The sequence below is a fragment of the Sphingobacterium athyrii genome (assembly GCF_003071065.1).
In the GTDB taxonomy this organism is placed as follows: domain Bacteria; phylum Bacteroidota; class Bacteroidia; order Sphingobacteriales; family Sphingobacteriaceae; genus Sphingobacterium; species Sphingobacterium athyrii.
This window is the reverse complement of sequence record NZ_QCXX01000007.1, coordinates 381,588-399,306: the sequence shown is the minus strand read 5'-3', so window position 1 is coordinate 399,306 and position 17,719 is coordinate 381,588. Positions and strand designations below refer to the sequence as shown.

Here is a 17,719-nt window from a genome sequence, read left to right as displayed (position 1 = left end):
AAAGATAGTAAATAATCAACTGAAAGTAATAACATCTTCAGCATAATTATAGTTTGATATAAAATGGTAAAAAAATTAGTAAATTTGTATGAAGACCATCTAAAATATGGGCCTGGACCGTATACTGCAAAATCGCAGCGTCAGTAGATTACATCATGGTGTTAGTGTGAAGGACTTTTTTAGCAGAAATTCAGTGAAGCTCCTGCTGTGATGTGTACCGAAAGGTCAAAATAGTCTTCTTTAAGAAATAGGAATTGTATGAGATTTGAATTGACATCAGAGTATAGACCGACGGGTGATCAGCCAGAGGCAATCAAAGAATTGGTAGCAGGTGTTGAGCAGGGCGAGCAATATCAGACGCTCTTGGGGGTTACGGGATCCGGTAAAACATTTACTGTAGCCAATGTAATTCAAGAAACCCAAAAGCCTACCCTGATATTAAGTCATAATAAAACATTGGCAGCGCAGCTGTATGGCGAATTTAAACAGTTCTTCCCGAATAATTCGGTCAACTATTTTGTTTCTTATTATGATTATTACCAACCGGAAGCATTTATCGCTTCAACGAATACCTACATTGAAAAAGACTTGGCTATCAATGAGGAAATCGAAAAGTTGCGATTGGCAACGACTTCTTCACTGATGTCCGGACGACGGGATATTGTTGTGGTCTCTTCGGTGTCCTGTATTTATGGTATGGGGAATCCTGAGGATTTCTCGCGGTCAATTTTTCGTTTTGGTGTAGGGATGACAATCACCCGGAATGCTTTTTTGCATAAATTGGTCGAGATACTCTATTCCAGAACAACAACTGAATTTAAACGTGGTACATTTCGTGTGAAAGGGGATACAGTTGATGTATATCCAGCTTATCTGGATTTTGCAATACGTATTTCATTTTTTGGGGATGAGATTGATGAATTGAGTGAGATCGACCCGGTATCCGGTAAAACCTTGAATAAAATGGAAGATTTGGCGCTTTTTCCCGCGAACCTTTTCGTTACGCCGAAGGAAAAATTCAAGGAATCCATCTGGGCCATTCAAGATGAATTGATGCAGCGTAAGACACAGTTGGAAGAGGAAGGACTTATGCTAGAGGCCAAACGTCTGGAAGAGCGGGTGAATTATGATCTTGAAATGATGCGTGAACTGGGCTATTGTTCAGGAATAGAAAATTATTCACGCTTCTTTGATGGTAGAAAACCGGGTATGCGTCCCTTCTGTTTGCTGGATTATTTTCCTGAAGACTACCTACTTGTTATTGATGAAAGTCATGTTACCCTGCCTCAGCTACGGGCTATGTATGGCGGTGACCGGTCTCGAAAAGTATCTTTGGTGGAGCATGGTTTTCGATTGCCGGCAGCATTGGACAATAGACCGCTCAATTTTCCGGAGTTTGAATCGCTGACCAATCAGACCATTTATGTTTCAGCTACTCCCGGAGACTATGAATTGCAGCAGACAGAAGGTATTGTTGTTGAGCAGGTGATCCGTCCGACAGGCTTATTGGATCCTGTTATTGAGGTTCGTCCGGCGATCAATCAGGTCGATGATTTCTTGGAGGAGGTCGATAAAACAATCAAGGAAGGGGGGCGTGTCTTGGCTACGACCCTAACCAAACGGATGGCGGAGGAGCTGTCCAAATACATGACCAAGCTGAATCTGAAAGTACGTTATATACACTCCGAAATTAAAACCTTGGAACGTGTGGAGATTTTAAGGGGATTACGCTTGGGTGAATTTGATATATTGGTGGGAGTGAATTTGCTTCGGGAGGGATTGGATTTGCCTGAAGTCACACTTGTAGCTATTCTCGACGCTGATAAAGAAGGGTTTTTACGTTCGGAGCGTTCGCTGATCCAAACCATCGGACGTGCTGCCCGGAATGATAAAGGGCGGGTTATTATGTACGCTGATAAAATGACGGATAGTATGCGTGTCACGATAGACGAAACCAACCGGCGCCGGGATAAGCAGATGAACTATAATATAGAACATGGTATTACGCCACGCACGGTTGGTAAGACCAGGGAAGAGATCCTGGAACAGACCTCTGTTGCTGATTTTTCAGGCGTTGAACAGAAGATTTACGTTGAGCCAGACCCTACACAGGTTATTGCAGCGGACCCAGTCATGCAGTACCTGAGCGAGAAAGATCTGAAGAAAGCGATCGACAATGTGCGGAAGAAAATGGATAAAGCGGCAAAAGAAATGGACTTCTTGGAAGCAGCAAAATACCGTGACGAAATGTTCTCTTTGGAGAAGCTCTACGAAGAGCGCTTTTCATCGTAAAGATACAATTGCTTTAAAAGAAGGCTGTCCAATAAGGTTGGACAGTTTTCTTTACCGGAATTTCTCCACAGCTTATTTCAGCTATTTATTCTTTGAGAGTCTATATTATTTTAAAACATCTTCCATGTATTCGTCATGTAAGCTGTTTTTTTGGACAGAAAGGTCTGGTATTTTATTGCGCTATATTGTTCAAATATTAACATATTTTGCAAAAATCAAATTCTTCTCACTAAATTAGAGCTTTAATCTAAACTAAAGCATACTTACAATGAAAAAGCCTATTCTCGTTGTCAAATTTGGATCGGCTTCTATTACCACGAAAGAGGGAGAAGTTGATGAACGTATTGTTTTGGAGATTGCCAGGCAGATCGCTTCTTTACAGAGGAAGTACAATATTGTCCTGGTATCTTCGGGTGCTGTTGCTGCCGGCAAGCGTTTTCTCCCCAGTTACACAGGCACGCTGTCCGAGCGGAAAGCCGCAGCTGCCATTGGGAATCCGATATTGATTAATACGTATTCCACCTATTTCAGGCCTTTTAAGATTTCATTGGCACAAAGCTTATGTGAGCGACATCATTTTTCCAATAGGGATCAGTTCCTGCAGTTAAAGAATACCTATGAGGAACTGTGGCGCAACAATGTTATCCCTGTAGCCAATGAAAATGATGTGGTGAGCAATAAAGAGCTGAAGTTTTCGGATAACGACGAACTAGCAACACTTATTGCTGTTGGATTTGGAGCTGAAAAATTATTGTTTAGTACTTCTGTTCCGGGGGTATTGGATGCGAATAATAAAATTATAGAAACTATTGAGACCATTGACCGGAATATTCTGGGATTGGCAAGGAAAGATAAATCTGCCGTCGGATTAGGTGGTATGACCTCAAAACTGAATTTTGCACGGCTTGCCAATCAGATGGGGATCGGGGTGGTTATTTTTAGCATGCAGACCGAAGATGCAATCACAAAAGCCATCAAACATGAGACGGGTACCTTGTGCTTGCCTGAGAGTAAAAAGATCTCTTCACGAAAAAAATGGCTAGCGAGCGGAAGCTTAATTAAGGGTGAATTGATGATTGATCGTGGAGCCGAAGAGGCTTTATTAAAACATAAAAGCTTATTGGCTGTTGGGGTAACCCGTATTGTTGAACATTTTGAGAAGGGGGAGGTGCTGAATATTGTGAACCTCGAAGGTCTGACGGTGGCTGTGGCCCGGGCGAAAATGGATTCATCCTTGTTATCCCAGTCCAGTAAAAAGAATTTAGAAATTGCGCATGCAAATGATATCGTGTTGTTATGAGTGAAACAATAATTGAACAACTGAAGGCGGCAACGAAGGCAAAACAGTTCTTGCAGCAGCTTTCTCCAGAAGGTAAAAAGAAAACATTAGATGCGATTGCTGCTGCTCTTATTGAAGAAGAAGCGCCGATCCTGAAGGCTAATAAAATGGATCTGGATCGTATGGACGATGAAGATCCCAAAAAAGACCGTCTTCTACTGAATAGTGATCGTTTGAGAGCGCTGTCCGATAGTGTAAAGCAGATTGCTGATTTGGCAGACCCGACGGATCAGCTGTTGCTGAAGAAAGTGCTGCCCAATGGACTGGAAATAGAGAAAATTACCGTGCCTCTTGGTGTGGTTGGTGTGATCTATGAATCCCGTCCAAATGTGACAATTGATGTCGCAGCCCTTTGCATACAATCTGGGAATGTTTGTCTGTTGCGGGGTGGTTCTGATGCGCTCTATACAAATGTGGCCTTGCTGGAGGTCATTTATGCTGTCCTCGAAGAGCAGGAGATACCAAAAGATATCGTACAATTATTACCGGTCGATCGCAAACATGTGTCTGAATTGCTGGAGGCAACTAAATATGTGGATATTATTATTCCGCGAGGCTCACAATCCCTGATAAATTTTGTACGGGCAAATGCGAAAGTTCCGGTGATTGAAACTGGTGCAGGAGTATGTCATACCTATGTGGATCAAACTGCCGATCTCGAAATGGCAGCAAAAATTGTCGCCAATGCAAAGATCTCCAGACCGTCAGTCTGCAATTCTTTGGATACAGTTTTAGTGGATCAGCAGGTGGCACCAGAGTTTTTAATTAAACTGGCACCTTATTTTGAGCATGCCGGCGTGGAAGTTTTCGCCGATCCTTTTGCATTTGAGCTATTGGAGCAGCATGGATTTTCAAATTTAGTGGCGGCGGAAGAAGCGGATTTTGGAAGAGAATTTCTAGATTTGAAGTGTTCGATAAAAACAGTCAATGGATTGGACGAAGCATTGGAGCATATCGAAAAGTATTCTTCAAAACATTCGGAGTGTATTGTGTCTTCAAATGAGTTGGCTATTGAACGGTTTTTGAATGAAGTGGACGCTGCAGCAGTCTATGCAAATGCTTCGACGCGTTTTACGGACGGTGGGGAATTTGGACTGGGGGCTGAAATAGGTATTTCAACGCAAAAATTGCACGCACGTGGTCCCTTTGCACTGGAAAAATTGGTAACAGAAAAATGGATTGTCCGTGGCAATGGACAGATCCGATAATAGATTTCAAAATGGGAGTAAGTTTTAAAAAAGATTTAATGGTGCGTTGGGTTGAAGATATCGGAAAATTTCTTCGTATTTGGATCGAAGGATATGATGCTTTTGCCGAACCCAGTGACCCCGCTTTATTTGCAGATGCCTATCAAAAGTTTTTTGACAAAGATCGCAATTTTTATCTGCAGCTCTCTGACGATGAACTTACATCCTATTCAAGAGAAGAATTGCAAGGACAGCAACTACATCCACTGGCATTGACCTTCTTCTTTGATGGGTTGAATGTACAGGGTGAAGAACAGCATAATTTATTGCGTAAAGCAAAGCTCCTCTTAAATTTGGCGATGGCTGAGACGGCGAGTTTTTCTTTTCAGGATTATCAGTACCTATCGATGATAGATAGTAAATTGAATAACCAATAAAAAAAATCAGTCCGTTTCTTTAAATGCGAACTGAATTTTTTTATGCTAAGCAATGCTGTACGTTCTTACCGCAAGATTTCCCGCGCAATGACCAGCCGTTGTATCTCGGATGTACCCTCATAGATCTGGGTGATTTTGGCATCACGCATTAGTCTTTCTACATGATATTCTTTCACATAACCGTAACCACCGTGGACCTGAACAGCTTCGACGGTATGTTTCATGGCTACCTCAGAGGCATGAAGCTTGGCCATTGCGGCCTCCTTTCCATACGGCAGTCCCTGATCTTTGGTCCATGCAGCCTTATAGGTCAACAGTCGGGCCGTTTCGATATCGACTTCCATATCGGCCAGTTTAAATTGGATAGCCTGATGTTCTGAAATGGGTTTTCCAAATGTTTTGCGTTCCTTGGCGTAGGCAAGTGCCAGATTGTAAGCGCCGGCGGCAATACCCAAGGCTTGCGCCGCGATGCCTATTCGGCCTCCATCAAGGGTTTTCATGGCAAATTTAAATCCAAAACCATCCTCACCGATACGGTTTTCCTTTGGAACTTTAACATCCGAAAATAGCAAGGAATGTGTGTCTGAACTTCGAATTCCCAATTTATTTTCCTTTGGCCCAATGGTGAAACCCGGTAATCCCTTTTCGACAATCAACACATTGATTCCTTTATGACCTTTTTCTGGATGAGTCTGTGCAATAACGAGGTAGATATCGGCGTGACCACCGTTTGTAATCCAGTTCTTCGTGCCATTCAATAGATAGTGGTCGCCTTTGTCTTCGGCTATTGTATGTTGCGAGGAAGCGTCCGAGCCAGCCTCAGGTTCCGAAAGTGCAAATGCACCCAGTTTCTCTCCCTTGGCAAGTGGAACCAGATACTTTTGTTTTTGCTCTTCAGTTCCGTAGGCGTTGAGTCCATAAAGCACCAACGAATTATGTGCTGAAACAATAACGGCCGCAGATGCATCAATTTTGGCAATTTCTTCCAATACCAGTACATAGGCCAGTGTATCCATGCCGGCACCGCCGTAGGCCTCTGGGGTCATGATACCCATAAATCCAAGTTCGGCCATTTGTCTGACAAAATCTGTTGGAAATTGGGCTTCTTCATCCCGTTGTATGACACCTGCTTTTAGTTCCTGAGCAAACTCCCGTGCTGCATCACGGATCATTTTATGTTCTTCGCTTAATTCAAAGTTCATGATATCTCAATTTTATGGTCTATAACTTTATTTCTCCAGTAATGTACTCCTTCAGTCCTACGTGAACAACTAGCCTTGAAGCAAAAATATTTTACGTTGTATCCTTGGCCCTGTTTCTCAAGGCAATTTGAAAGTCGCTCGCTTATAATCAAATATACAAAATATATATTATGCTTGCATAGTATATAAGTTCTGTTTTTTCATCTGAATCTAAAAAAGTAGGGAATTATTTGTTTGCTAAATTTAATCTACTATATTTGTAGAGTATGTGGTTTTGAACATATTTAAAACATAAGATTATGAGTTTAAGATTAGGAGACGAAGCGCCAAATTTTAAAGCGCAAACGACTATCGGTGAAATAGATTTTCACGATTATATTAAAGATAGCTGGGTGGTATTTTTCTCACATCCTTCTGACTATACACCTGTATGTACAACTGAGCTGGGGCGTACGGCGAAATTGAAATCTGAATTTGACAAAAGGGGTGTCAAAGCAATCGCGTTGAGCGTAGACAATGTAAATGATCATTTGAACTGGATCAAGGATATCAATGAAACACAGCAGACGGAAGTGAATTTTCCGGTTATTGCCGATGAAGATCATCATATTTCTGAGCTTTACGATATGATTCACCCGAATGCTTCGGTAACGGCTACTGTACGTTCGGTGTTCATTATTGGCCCAGATAAAAAGATAAAATTGACCTTGACTTACCCCGCATCTACTGGCCGTAATTTTGATGAGATCTTGCGGGTGATAGATTCATTGCAACTCACCGCTGATTATCAGGTTGCCACACCGGCTGATTGGAAACATGGAGAAGACGTAATTGTTGTACCTGCAATCAAGACAGAAGATATCCCGGCAAAATTCCCGAAAGGATTTAAGGAGATCAAACCTTATTTGAGAACAACGCCACAGCCTAATTTATAGTCAATTAGGTGAAATTCCGATATAAAAAGGGAGTGTCCTATCTTTTTGGACACTCCCTTTTTGATTTTTGCCTTTTTTTCACATACTCCTTTTCCGCTGTCATACGCAGCGGAGTCTGCTGTTTCTTTTTGGACTACATCATTTTGAGCGTTCCTATACAAGATGAATCGGGAATTCCTTTTGAGGTGCTGTGTTCGTTGGACAAGCTTTTGTGTCGCTTAAAATGACAGGATCCAGCCTTTAACCAGCGTTTGATAAAAAAGAAAAGGCGATACTTACGTACCGCCCTTTTTATAAGCATTAAAGATACAGTCTTAATAGACCTTAACCATATAAATATAGTCTTGTATTCTTTTGATCTGTTCTGTTCTTGGTAAACCTGCCAAAGCATTCTTTTTATTGATTTTTACGCCCGTGGTTAATGAGTCGCTCGGAATATCAGCAATCGCATTCATGATTGACTTGGTTTTGATGGCAAAAGCAGCACCGTCTATTCCTCTTTGTTTACCGGAGATAATACCGATCACATTGCCTCTGCTATCCAATACGGGGCCACCGCTGTTTCCGGGGTTGACCGGAACGGATATTTGATAAGCGATCGTGTCACCTGCGTAACCTGTTGACGAGCTTAAGTATCCTTGTCCATATACTGCTTCATCACGTGGAAAGCCGATTGTATAGATATCTTCTCCTAAATCCGAAGTAGACGTTTTGAAGGTATAAGGCAAGCTTTTGGCCTTTTTGAAGTTTTTATCGGCAATATATAGGATTGCTAAATCTTTGCTGGCATCGGTATGAACAACTTGCGCTTTGTAGGAGTTCCCTTTACTATTTTGCAGATAAATGGAATCAGCGCCACTGACGACGTGATAGTTTGTTACGACGTAGCCATCTGTTGTCAACATAAAACCGGTTGCTCCAAATTGGCTTTCGCTACTTTTAACCGACTTTTTATCGTTGATATCTTTTATTGCGGCATTATGTGCATTGACGTTCTTTTTGACATTATTCATGTCACGGCGCAACGCGCTGTAATCCGAAGAGGCTTTTTCCAGGTTGCTATAATAGCCACTAAGCCATAAAGTGCCAAATACCGCAAATACTGCCACAACTGCAGCTACTAAAGAGCTTGCTTTGATCCGTTCCCAAAGTGATATAACGGTAGATTGTTTTATCGGAACCACTTTTGCGGTCGTACCTTGGGATGTATGATATTCCTTGGCTGAGTTAGCCAATACCTTTTTGAAATCGAGCCTTTGGCTAGTTTCTTTCATATTGGCAACAAAGTTGCGGTGTTGTTGTAATTGGGCAGCATACGAAGGGTTTTCAGCACAAAAAGATTCGAACGCCGCTTTTTCCGCTGTAGGTAATTCCCCGCGCAGATATTGGTCAGCCAATTCGAAAAATTCTTTTTGATTCATTGTTCCCATGGTGTTACTCAAATTTTAATCTGTTGAAAAAAATATTTTTTTCAGCCGTTGTAGGCATTTATATTTTTGAGTCTTGGCATTATCTGTATTGGTATAACCAAATTTTTCACAGATGTCCTGCATCGAGTGGTTTAAGATATAGAAATCATGTAAGATCGTCTTACAAGGTTCCCCCATTTTCTCTAGCGCGAGTTCCATTTGATCGAACTTTTTTTCAAGTTCTTGGTGCTGTTGTAAATCTTCTTCCTCAAATAAAGAGTCTTCATAACCGCTAATGTCACTATTGCCAAAACCAGCACGATTGAGTTGCTTAAGCCAAAGCCTTCGGCAAATCGAGTAAAGATATGTTTTGAGTTTGCTGCTGAGCTCAAAGTCACCTTTGGCAACTTTATCGTAGAGCACAATTACAGCCTCCTGAAAGATATCTTTTGCTTCATCCTCACTTCCATTGTTTTGCAGTATCATATGGCTTATGGATGGATAATATCGTTTATAGATACTATCTATCGCCAAGCTATTGCCTTGTTTGAGGCCTTCAATGATCTGCTCATCATTTTCTAGCAGGACTGATTTACTGAATTTACTCACCTATTAATACCTTAATGCCTAAATTGTAACCCTTTGAAAAATGAAAATCTTCAAAATATTTTCAAACGTAAACTTTTATTTGTTTAATGCGAAATCTACGCCCAAAAATACTGCTTATTCCCTGAAACCGAAAGCATTTGTTTTTGCTTCGATTTTCAGATGACCCTTGAATCATCCGTTGTTTATTTATGTATCGAAAAAGTTTCGCAATCGAGTGCTTTAATAATCTGCTTGTTATTCCTCTAAAATGAAGTTACATTTGGTTTCCTGAACTAAAATGCTTAAATACATGATGTTAAGAAAATCCGTTATTTTTCCAACCTTACTGGCTTCGTTGCTGTCCCTTCATTCGACCTCGACGACAGGACAGTCATTCACAGCTCCTATAGCAGGCTTCCAGTATGAAGATATCTTATCTCCAAAAGGTAATGAATGGGAATCACCACAGTTATTATCACTCAACAAAGAATTGCCACACGCTTCGTTCTTCTCCTTTTCAAACGTTGAAACTGCGAGAAAAGTACTTCCCGAGCATAGTAACTTTTGGCGCTCGCTCAACGGTTCCTGGAAGTTTCATTGGGTAAAGACACCGGAAGAACGACCAAAAGATTTTTATGATCCTAACTATGATGTCAATGCTTGGGAATTCGTACCTGTTCCAATGAGCTGGAACATCTTCGGTATTCAGAAGGATGGCAGCCTAAAATATGGTGTGCCTATTTACACCAACCAGCGCGTGATTTTTCAACATCAGGTGAAGGTGGATGACTGGCGTGGAGGGGTGATGCGTACGCCACCACAAGATTGGACGACTTATGTATACCGTAATGAAGTCGGCTCATACCGCCGTAATTTTACCGTTCCGAAGGATTGGGACGGTCGCGAGGTATTTCTCAATTTTGACGGGGTAGACTCCTTTTTCTACCTTTGGGTGAATGGCAAATATGTTGGCTTTTCAAAAAATTCAAGAAACCTTGCTTCCTTTAATATCTCTCCTTTCTTAAAAAAAGAAGGGGAGAACGTGTTGGCGGTAGAAGTCTACCGCAGCTCTGATGCATCATTCTTGGAAGCCCAGGATATGTTTCGCCTGCCGGGAATATTTCGCGATGTCTCACTGACTTCAACACCCAAAATCCAAATTCGTGATCTGGCAGCAATTCCGACATTGGATGACCGCTATGAGGATGGTGCCCTGAAAATTACCGGTACCGTCCGTAATTTGAGCCGTAAGAAAGCTGATGGTTATACCCTTGTTTATTCCTTGTATAAGAATAAACTGTATAGCGATGAAAATACCTTGGTAGAGCGGGCTGAAGTGTCTGCTATTATTCCACAGTTGGATGCGAATGCTTCGAATAGCATCGAAGCAACATTAGCTGTAAAAAATCCGGATAAATGGTCCGCTGAACTTCCCTATCGGTATACCTTGGTTGCGGAATTGAAGGACAGGAAAAATAAAACGATTGAAACGGTTTCCACTTATGTCGGGTTTCGGAAGGTCGAAATTAAAGATACCAAGGCTTCTGATGACGAATTTGGCCTTGCCGGACGTTATTACTACATCAACGGAAAAACGGTTAAACTGAAAGGTGTGAACCGCCATGAGACGAATCCTGAACATGGAAAAGTCGTTACCAGGGAGCAGATGGAAGCCGAAGTAAAGCTGATGAAAAGCGCCAATATCAATCACGTGCGTAATTCACACTATCCGGAGCCGCCCTATTGGTACTACCTCTGTGATAAATACGGCATCTATCTTGAGGATGAAGCTAATATTGAAAGCCATCAATACTATTATGGAAAGGAATCGCTTTCTCATGTTCCCGAATGGAAAAATGCCCATGTAGCACGGAATATCGAAATGGTGCATGCTACTATCAACCATCCTTCTGTCGTGATCTGGTCGCTTGGTAACGAGGCTGGTCCCGGAGATAATTTTGTAGCGGCTTATGATGCGATCAAAAAAATAGATACCTCAAGACCTGTCCAGTACGAACGTAACAACGCGATTGTGGATATGGGCTCAAATCAGTATCCATCTATTGACTGGGTCAGAGGGGCTGTCAAAGGAACCTACAAGTTGAAGTACCCTTTTCATATCTCCGAGTACTCGCACTCGATGGGAAATGCCGTCGGCAACTTAATTGATTACTGGGAAGCCATCGAATCGACCAACTTCTTTATGGGTGGAGCAATCTGGGACTGGATTGACCAAGCGATGTATTATTACGATAAAAAGACAGGTGAACGGTTTTTGGCTTATGGTGGTGACTTTGGTGACAAGCCGAATGATGGTACATTTGTCAACAATGGGTTGATCTTTGCCGATATGAAACCCAAACCGCAATATTATGAGGTAAAAATGGTTTATCAAAATGTTGGTATTAAGGCCATTGATATTCAACAGGGAAAAATTGAGCTATTCAATAAAAACTATTTCAAAGATCTTAGTGACTATCGGGTTCAATGGTCACTGTTCAAAGATGGGATAGCCGTTGCCGGAAGTACAGGTACAATAGCCACTGCTGATCTGCCCAAAGCACGTCAGAAAAAACAGGTTGTCCTGCCGATCGAATATGCTAAATTGGATGCGGGATCTGAATATTTTGTCAAGGTTCAATTTCTGCTCAACGAGGATAAGCCATGGGCAAATAGGGGCTTTGTCCAAATGGAAGAGCAGCTGTTTGTCAAAGCCGCGGAAAATAAACCGTTGATTTCGACTGTTGCCAAAGGTGAAAATCCCGTACTTTCCAAGGAAGGTGAGCTTCAGGTTGTGAAAGGGGATCAGTTTGTCGCAAAATTTGACAATAAGACTGGGTCAATCTACAGTTTGGCTTATGCTGGCAAGCAAATTATTCGTGACGGCGAAGGACCTAAACTGGATGCTTTGCGTGCGCCTGTTGATAACGATAACTGGGCTTATCAGCAATGGTTTGAAAAGGGCTTGCACAACTTAAAACATAACGTTTTATCTTCAAATAGCTATACGAAGAAAGACGGGACAGTAGTTTTGGCATTTACGATTGAGTCTCAGGCTCCCCATGGTGCTTCATTGTTAGGTGGAACATCTGGAAGATATACACTCAAAGCGCATACGGATAAACCGTTTGGCAATGATGATTTCAAGTTTACGAGCAATCAGATCTGGACGATATACCAGGATGGTTCGATTGAATTGTCATCTAGTATCACTTCGAACAATGCAAGCGTCGTATTGGCAAGACTGGGCTATTCCTTGCAATTGCCGGGTGAATTTGGCAACTATACCTATTATGGACGTGGCCCGATCAATAACTATGCGGATCGTAAAACGGCACAATTTATCGAATTGCATAAAAGTACAGTAAAAGATCAGTTCGTACCATGGCCCAATCCGCAGAATATGAGTAACAATGAGGATGTGCGCTGGACATCCCTGACCAATACGGATGGACAAGGAGCGATCTTTATTGCGAAAGATCATCTTGCGACGTCCGCTTTGGAATACAGCGAACTGGAATTGACATTTGCACCGCACCCTTATCAGCTACCAAAGAGTTCCGGTGTGCATTTACACTTGGACGCTGCAGTCACTGGTCTCGGCGGTAATAGTTGCGGTCAAGGGCCGCCATTGGAAAAAGACCGTGTGAAAGCTGTTCCCACGTCAATAGGATTTATTATCCGTCCGGTGCGACAAAATGACTACTTGGCCAAAGCACAGGTGGCTACCGCAGGTGATGCCCCCATTTCTTTTGCCAGAAGTTCAACAGGTGAGGTATCCATTCTTTCGGGAAATAAAGCGGAGACCGTACTGTATACGGTGAACAATGGAAAAGCAAACATTTATAAGAATTCTTTTGATCTGCGTCAAGGCGGAACAATAACGGCCTGGTATCGGGGAAATGAAAAATTAAAAGTAACCCAACAATACAGCAAGATCGAGACGGTTCCGATGGAAGTGGTCTTTGCTTCCAGCCAGGAGACCGGTGAAGGTGATGCCAAGAACCTATTGGATGGAGATCCTTCGTCGATCTGGCATACGATGTATTCAGTCACTGTCGCACAATATCCGCATTGGGTTGATTTCGATGCCGCGAGTGTGAAGACGATCAAAGGTTTTACATTTTTGCCGAGACCGGATGGCGCAAATGGTGATATCAAGGATTATAAGATTCAGGTGAGTCAAGACGGTAAAAACTGGGAAGACGTGATGTCGGGCGCATTCGAACGGAATAAGAAGCTCAAAACCGTTCGGTTCGAAAAGCCTGTCAAGGGACGTTATATCCGCTTTACCGCATTGAGTTCGCAGCGTGGCGATGATTTCGCTTCAGGCGCAGAATTTGCTGTTATTGCCGAATAAAAAATACATTAAAAGCGATCAAAGCCAGCACCTGAAACACAAGTGCTGGCTTTTTTATTTTGTGGGTCAGCTTTTAGCAAACGCAGCTGCTTCCACGGTTTCAATAGGTGTTAAGTAAACCAGTTGCGCGCGTTTATTGCATGATAAGACTGACGGTTGAGTCCCAGCTATCGCTAAAGCAGAAAGGATACTAAGGGGCGGAAAAAGTCGGCGGCAGGGCTATTTACCTCATGTAGGTTTGGTGAAAATTGGCCCTAAAGCTGTCAAAAAGTATATTGAATAATTTTTATAGACTTATTGCGTAGAATGTTCGGACGCTTCTGTATTTTTACTCAGTTCAAACCAAGATCATCATTATCATATGGAAATAGACCAACAGGCGAATGCCCCCTTTACGGCGTACCAAAAACTCGTTGTATTTTTGCTGGCAATAACACAATTTACCGTCGTGCTTGATTTTATGGTGATGTCACCGATGGGCGATATTTTGATGAAGGCTATCGATCTAAAACCAGCTCAATTTGGTGTAGCGGTTTCAGCCTATGCTTTTAGTGCCGGCGCATCGGGTTTGCTGACGGCGGGATTTGCCGATCGCTTCGACCGGAAGAAGCTCTTGCTGTTTTTTTACTCGGGTTTTATCATCGGAACCTTTTTTTGCAGTTTCGCCAATGACTATTGGACTTTGGTTGCTGCCCGTGTGGTGACCGGTTTGTTTGGTGGTGTCATTGGGTCGATTTCGATGGCTATCATTACGGATATATTTACGCTGCAACAAAGAGGGCGCGTCATGGGTTTTGTGCAGATGGGCTTTGGCGCCAGTCAGGTACTTGGGATTCCAATAGGCCTGTATATTGCAAACAACTGGGGCTGGCATAGTGCTTTCCTATGGATCGCTGTGATGGCCTTGGTCATTGTCATTATTATTGCGGTTAAACTGATTCCTATAACTGCACATATCGGCCTGCAGAAACATCAATCGGCACTTAAGCATCTGTGGACTACTTTTTCGCAAAAGGAGTACCGCGTTGGTTTTCTGGCGACGGCGCTGCTCTCCATCGGTGGTTATATGATGATGCCTTTTGGAAGTGCCTTTGCCGTCAATAACCTGAAAGTTAGTCATGAACAATTGCCCCTATTATTTATGATATCCGGTGTCGCCTCATTGATTATTATGCCTATCGTTGGGAAATTGAGTGACCGCTATGATAAATTTAAAATCTTTGCGCTAGCTTCGATATGGCTGATGGTCGTCGTATTGATTTATACCAATCTGGGAGTTACGCCGTTTTATCTGGTTATCTTTTTGAATATATTGATGATGGCTGGTATCCTGAGCCGTATGACACCTTCTTCGGCTTTGATCAGTGCGGTTCCCGAGATGAAAGACAGGGGCGCATTTATGAGCATCAGCTCATCCCTGCAGCAGCTGGCTGGGGGAGTAGCAGCGTCACTTGCCGGTGTGATCATTGTTCAACAGACGAAGGAAAGCCCATTGGAACATTACCCAAGCTTGGGTGTCATTGTCGTGTTACTCTCTATAGTGGCTATTTTTATGCTCTATCGTGTCAGTAGGATGATCAAACGGAGACGTCCGATTTCATAAAACAAAATCGTACGTATTGACATTAGTATTTCAGGAGAGATTTTTATTATGGAAGAAAGGATTGTTAGATATGATCATCCCAATGGGGAGATCGCTGTGCTTTGGATTCCTGAGCGATGTGAACACGCCGCTGTCTGTGTTAAAAGTTTACCACAGGTATACCATCCAAAAGATAGGCCTTGGATTACGGTTCAAAATGCAAGCACAGCGGAACTGATTGATCAGATTAAGCGTTGTCCTTCGGGAGCGCTGCAGTATGAATTAAAAAAATAAGGGAGGAAATTCGTGTAACAAAAAAAAGCATCATTTTATTCAAATGATGCTTTTTTTGTTGGCGGTCTGGACGGGACTCGAACCCGCGACCCCATGCGTGACAGGCATGTATTCTAACCAGCTGAACTACCAGACCAACAAGGTGTGTTTTTAAAATTTTAGCGGTCTGGACGGGACTCGAACCCGCGACCCCATGCGTGACAGGCATGTATTCTAACCAGCTGAACTACCAGACCTAAAATCTTAAAGATTGTTTTTAATAATTTTTGGCGGTCTGGACGGGACTCGAACCCGCGACCCCATGCGTGACAGGCATGTATTCTAACCAGCTGAACTACCAGACCTAAAAATCTTAAAAACTTATTTTGTTAAAGAACTTACCGAGATTACTCTCTTTTTTGAAGCGGTCTGGACGGGACTCGAACCCGCGACCCCATGCGTGACAGGCATGTATTCTAACCAGCTGAACTACCAGACCTCAACCCTTCTCCTCAGAAGGTGTGCAAATATAGCGTTTGTTTACGTATCTGCAAAGATTTTTTGAAAAAAACTAGTCTACTTGACCGTCTTTCATCTTCTCCGCATTCTCTGCAAATTGTAATGCGTCGATAATTCCTTGAATATCACCGTCCATGATCGCCGGTAGGTTGTACATCGTCATACCAATACGATGCTCTGTTACGCGACCTTGTGGATAGTTATAGGTACGGATTTTTGCTGAACGGTCACCTGTGGACACCAAAGTTTTTCTTTTTGCAGCAATATCACCGTTCTTTTTGTTCAGTTCAAGTTCATAAAGTTTGTTACGAAGCATCTCCATCGCTAACTCGCGGTTGGCCAATTGGGAGCGTTCTACCTGACAAACGACGACAATACCTGTTGGTTTATGTGTCAATTGTACTTTTGTTTCTACTTTATTGACGTTCTGACCTCCGGCACCCCCCGAGCGGGATGTCTGTAATTCGATATCACCCGGATTGATTTCAACATCCACATCTTCTGCTTCTGGCAATACGGCAACTGAAGCTGCTGATGTATGTACACGTCCTTGTGTCTCTGTATCAGGAACACGTTGTACGCGGTGTACACCAGACTCATATTTCAATTGACCATATGCATCCTCGCCGATTACTTTAAGGATAACCTCCTTATAACCACCTGAAGTTCCTTCGGTAACGTCCATCACCTCATTGCGCCAGCCTTTTGTTTCAAAATAACGGGTGTACATACGGTAAAGGTCACCGGCAAATAGAGCTGCCTCGTCACCGCCCGTTCCACCACGGATCTCGATAATGGCATTTTTGGCATCCTCAGGATCTTTAGGGATCAGCATCAAACGGATTTCTTCTTCTTTTTCCTCTTTTTCAACCAATAAAATATCCAGCTCTTCCTTTGCCATCTCACGAAGTTCCTGATCCTTCTCGTTCATGATGATGTCTTTATTGGTATCAATATTACTGACCATATTTCTATAAATATGGTATTGATCCACGATTTTGCCCAAATCTTTGTATTCTTTATTCAATTTGGCAAAACGTTTCATATCTTGCATGGTGTCAGGGTTGCTTAACTCAGCTTCCACTTCTTCCCATCTTTCTTTGATCGCTTGTAATTTATCTAACATATATCAAAAATGCTTCTTCTAGGAATTTATGACCTAGATTACTATTGAGAGTACAAAAGTAAGGAAATTTTGTTGCTTTTGAACTACCTAGCCAGCTATTAATGAGAGGAAACTGCTTTTAGTCCAACAATGGAAGCAATCAGCGTGAAAATAAAGAATATGCGCCAGAAATCTGCCGGTTCTTTAAAGAAGATAATACCCATTAAAACCGTTCCGACAGCACCGATACCTGTCCAAACAGCATAGGCTGTTCCGAGCGGAAGTGTCTGCGTTGCTTTGATCAACAAGCCCATACTTGCAAATAGGAAGACAACAAAGGCTCCATACCAGAGCCATTGCTCACTGCCCTCTGCATCCTTGGCTTTTCCCAGACAGGTTGTAAAACCAATTTCACATATTCCGCCAAGAATTAAAAATACCCAGTTCATATATCTGTTTTTTTGTTTCAGGAACAAAGGTCTACGTTTTTC

General features: G+C 42.4%; 13 protein-coding genes and 4 tRNA genes. 8 read left to right on the top strand and 9 right to left on the bottom strand.

The window, feature by feature from the left end; translation table 11 throughout:
- Window positions 1-258: 258 nt before the first annotated feature.
- The 4 genes from uvrB (at window position 259) to DCO56_RS23170 (ending at window position 5,255) form a co-directional block, all read left to right on the top strand.
- Complete coding sequence (gene uvrB / locus DCO56_RS23185) at window positions 259-2,292, top strand: excinuclease ABC subunit UvrB (protein ID WP_108636091.1); 2,034 nt, start codon at window positions 259-261, stop codon at window positions 2,290-2,292.
- A 268-nt stretch (window positions 2,293-2,560) separates the two neighbouring features.
- Window positions 2,561-3,592, top strand: a complete 1,032-nt coding sequence (gene proB / locus DCO56_RS23180) for a glutamate 5-kinase (RefSeq protein WP_108636090.1) — start codon at window positions 2,561-2,563, stop codon at window positions 3,590-3,592.
- Entirely contained in the window at window positions 3,589-4,839 is a 1,251-nt protein-coding gene (locus DCO56_RS23175) for a glutamate-5-semialdehyde dehydrogenase (protein WP_108636089.1), read from the top strand. Before proB ends, DCO56_RS23175 begins: the two co-directional genes overlap by 4 nt.
- A gap of 11 nt (window positions 4,840-4,850) precedes the next feature.
- Window positions 4,851-5,255 carry a hypothetical protein gene (locus tag DCO56_RS23170; protein ID WP_146191122.1) on the top strand — a complete coding sequence of 135 codons (405 nt, stop codon included), beginning with the start codon at window positions 4,851-4,853 and terminating at the stop codon, window positions 5,253-5,255.
- 65 nt (window positions 5,256-5,320) lie between these two features.
- Here the strand turns inward: DCO56_RS23170 and DCO56_RS23165 are convergent, their stop codons facing one another.
- Entirely contained in the window at window positions 5,321-6,457 is a 1,137-nt protein-coding gene (locus DCO56_RS23165; protein WP_108636087.1) for an acyl-CoA dehydrogenase, read from the bottom strand.
- 299 nt (window positions 6,458-6,756) lie between these two features.
- Between DCO56_RS23165 and DCO56_RS23160 the strand changes: the two genes are divergently transcribed.
- Complete coding sequence (locus tag DCO56_RS23160) at window positions 6,757-7,392, top strand: peroxiredoxin (RefSeq protein ID WP_104385099.1); 636 nt, start codon at window positions 6,757-6,759, stop codon at window positions 7,390-7,392.
- A 314-nt stretch (window positions 7,393-7,706) separates the two neighbouring features.
- On the opposite strand, the gene DCO56_RS23155 is transcribed toward DCO56_RS23160, so the two are convergent.
- Together DCO56_RS23155 and DCO56_RS23150 are read right to left on the bottom strand one after the other, a co-directional pair.
- Window positions 7,707-8,813 carry a S1 family peptidase gene (locus DCO56_RS23155; RefSeq protein WP_245935903.1) on the bottom strand — a complete coding sequence of 369 codons (1,107 nt, stop codon included), beginning with the start codon at window positions 8,811-8,813 and terminating at the stop codon, window positions 7,707-7,709.
- A gap of 24 nt (window positions 8,814-8,837) precedes the next feature.
- Window positions 8,838-9,410, bottom strand: a complete 573-nt coding sequence (locus tag DCO56_RS23150) for an RNA polymerase sigma factor (protein ID WP_108636085.1) — start codon at window positions 9,408-9,410, stop codon at window positions 8,838-8,840.
- Window positions 9,411-9,699: 289 nt separating this feature from the next.
- Between DCO56_RS23150 and DCO56_RS23145 the strand changes: the two genes are divergently transcribed.
- The 3 genes from DCO56_RS23145 to DCO56_RS23135 all read left to right on the top strand — a co-directional run bounded on the left by DCO56_RS23145 (window position 9,700) and on the right by DCO56_RS23135 (window position 15,625).
- Window positions 9,700-13,749 (top strand): glycoside hydrolase family 2 TIM barrel-domain containing protein, encoded by a 4,050-nt coding sequence (locus DCO56_RS23145; protein ID WP_219929439.1) that lies wholly within the window; start codon window positions 9,700-9,702, stop codon window positions 13,747-13,749.
- A 361-nt stretch (window positions 13,750-14,110) separates the two neighbouring features.
- Window positions 14,111-15,352 (top strand): MFS transporter, encoded by a 1,242-nt coding sequence (locus tag DCO56_RS23140; protein WP_108636083.1) that lies wholly within the window; start codon window positions 14,111-14,113, stop codon window positions 15,350-15,352.
- Between the two features lie 48 nt (window positions 15,353-15,400).
- The gene (locus DCO56_RS23135; protein ID WP_108636082.1) at window positions 15,401-15,625 is read left to right on the top strand and encodes a (4Fe-4S)-binding protein; all 225 of its coding nucleotides are present in this window, start codon (window positions 15,401-15,403) and stop codon (window positions 15,623-15,625) included.
- A gap of 59 nt (window positions 15,626-15,684) precedes the next feature.
- On the opposite strand, the gene DCO56_RS23130 is transcribed toward DCO56_RS23135, so the two are convergent.
- The 6 genes from DCO56_RS23130 to DCO56_RS23105 all read right to left on the bottom strand — a co-directional run bounded on the left by DCO56_RS23130 (window position 15,685) and on the right by DCO56_RS23105 (window position 17,677).
- Window positions 15,685-15,761 (bottom strand) — tRNA-Asp (locus DCO56_RS23130).
- Between the two features lie 26 nt (window positions 15,762-15,787).
- Window positions 15,788-15,861 (bottom strand) — tRNA-Asp (locus tag DCO56_RS23125).
- Window positions 15,862-15,892: 31 nt separating this feature from the next.
- Window positions 15,893-15,969: transfer RNA gene (locus DCO56_RS23120), tRNA-Asp, on the bottom strand.
- A gap of 60 nt (window positions 15,970-16,029) precedes the next feature.
- Window positions 16,030-16,103 (bottom strand) — tRNA-Asp (locus DCO56_RS23115).
- Window positions 16,104-16,175: 72 nt separating this feature from the next.
- Window positions 16,176-17,249, bottom strand: coding sequence for a peptide chain release factor 1 (gene prfA / locus DCO56_RS23110; RefSeq protein WP_104385093.1), 1,074 nt, complete (start codon window positions 17,247-17,249; stop codon window positions 16,176-16,178).
- A 98-nt stretch (window positions 17,250-17,347) separates the two neighbouring features.
- Complete coding sequence (locus DCO56_RS23105) at window positions 17,348-17,677, bottom strand: DMT family transporter (protein WP_108636081.1); 330 nt, start codon at window positions 17,675-17,677, stop codon at window positions 17,348-17,350.
- Window positions 17,678-17,719 lie beyond the last annotated feature (42 nt).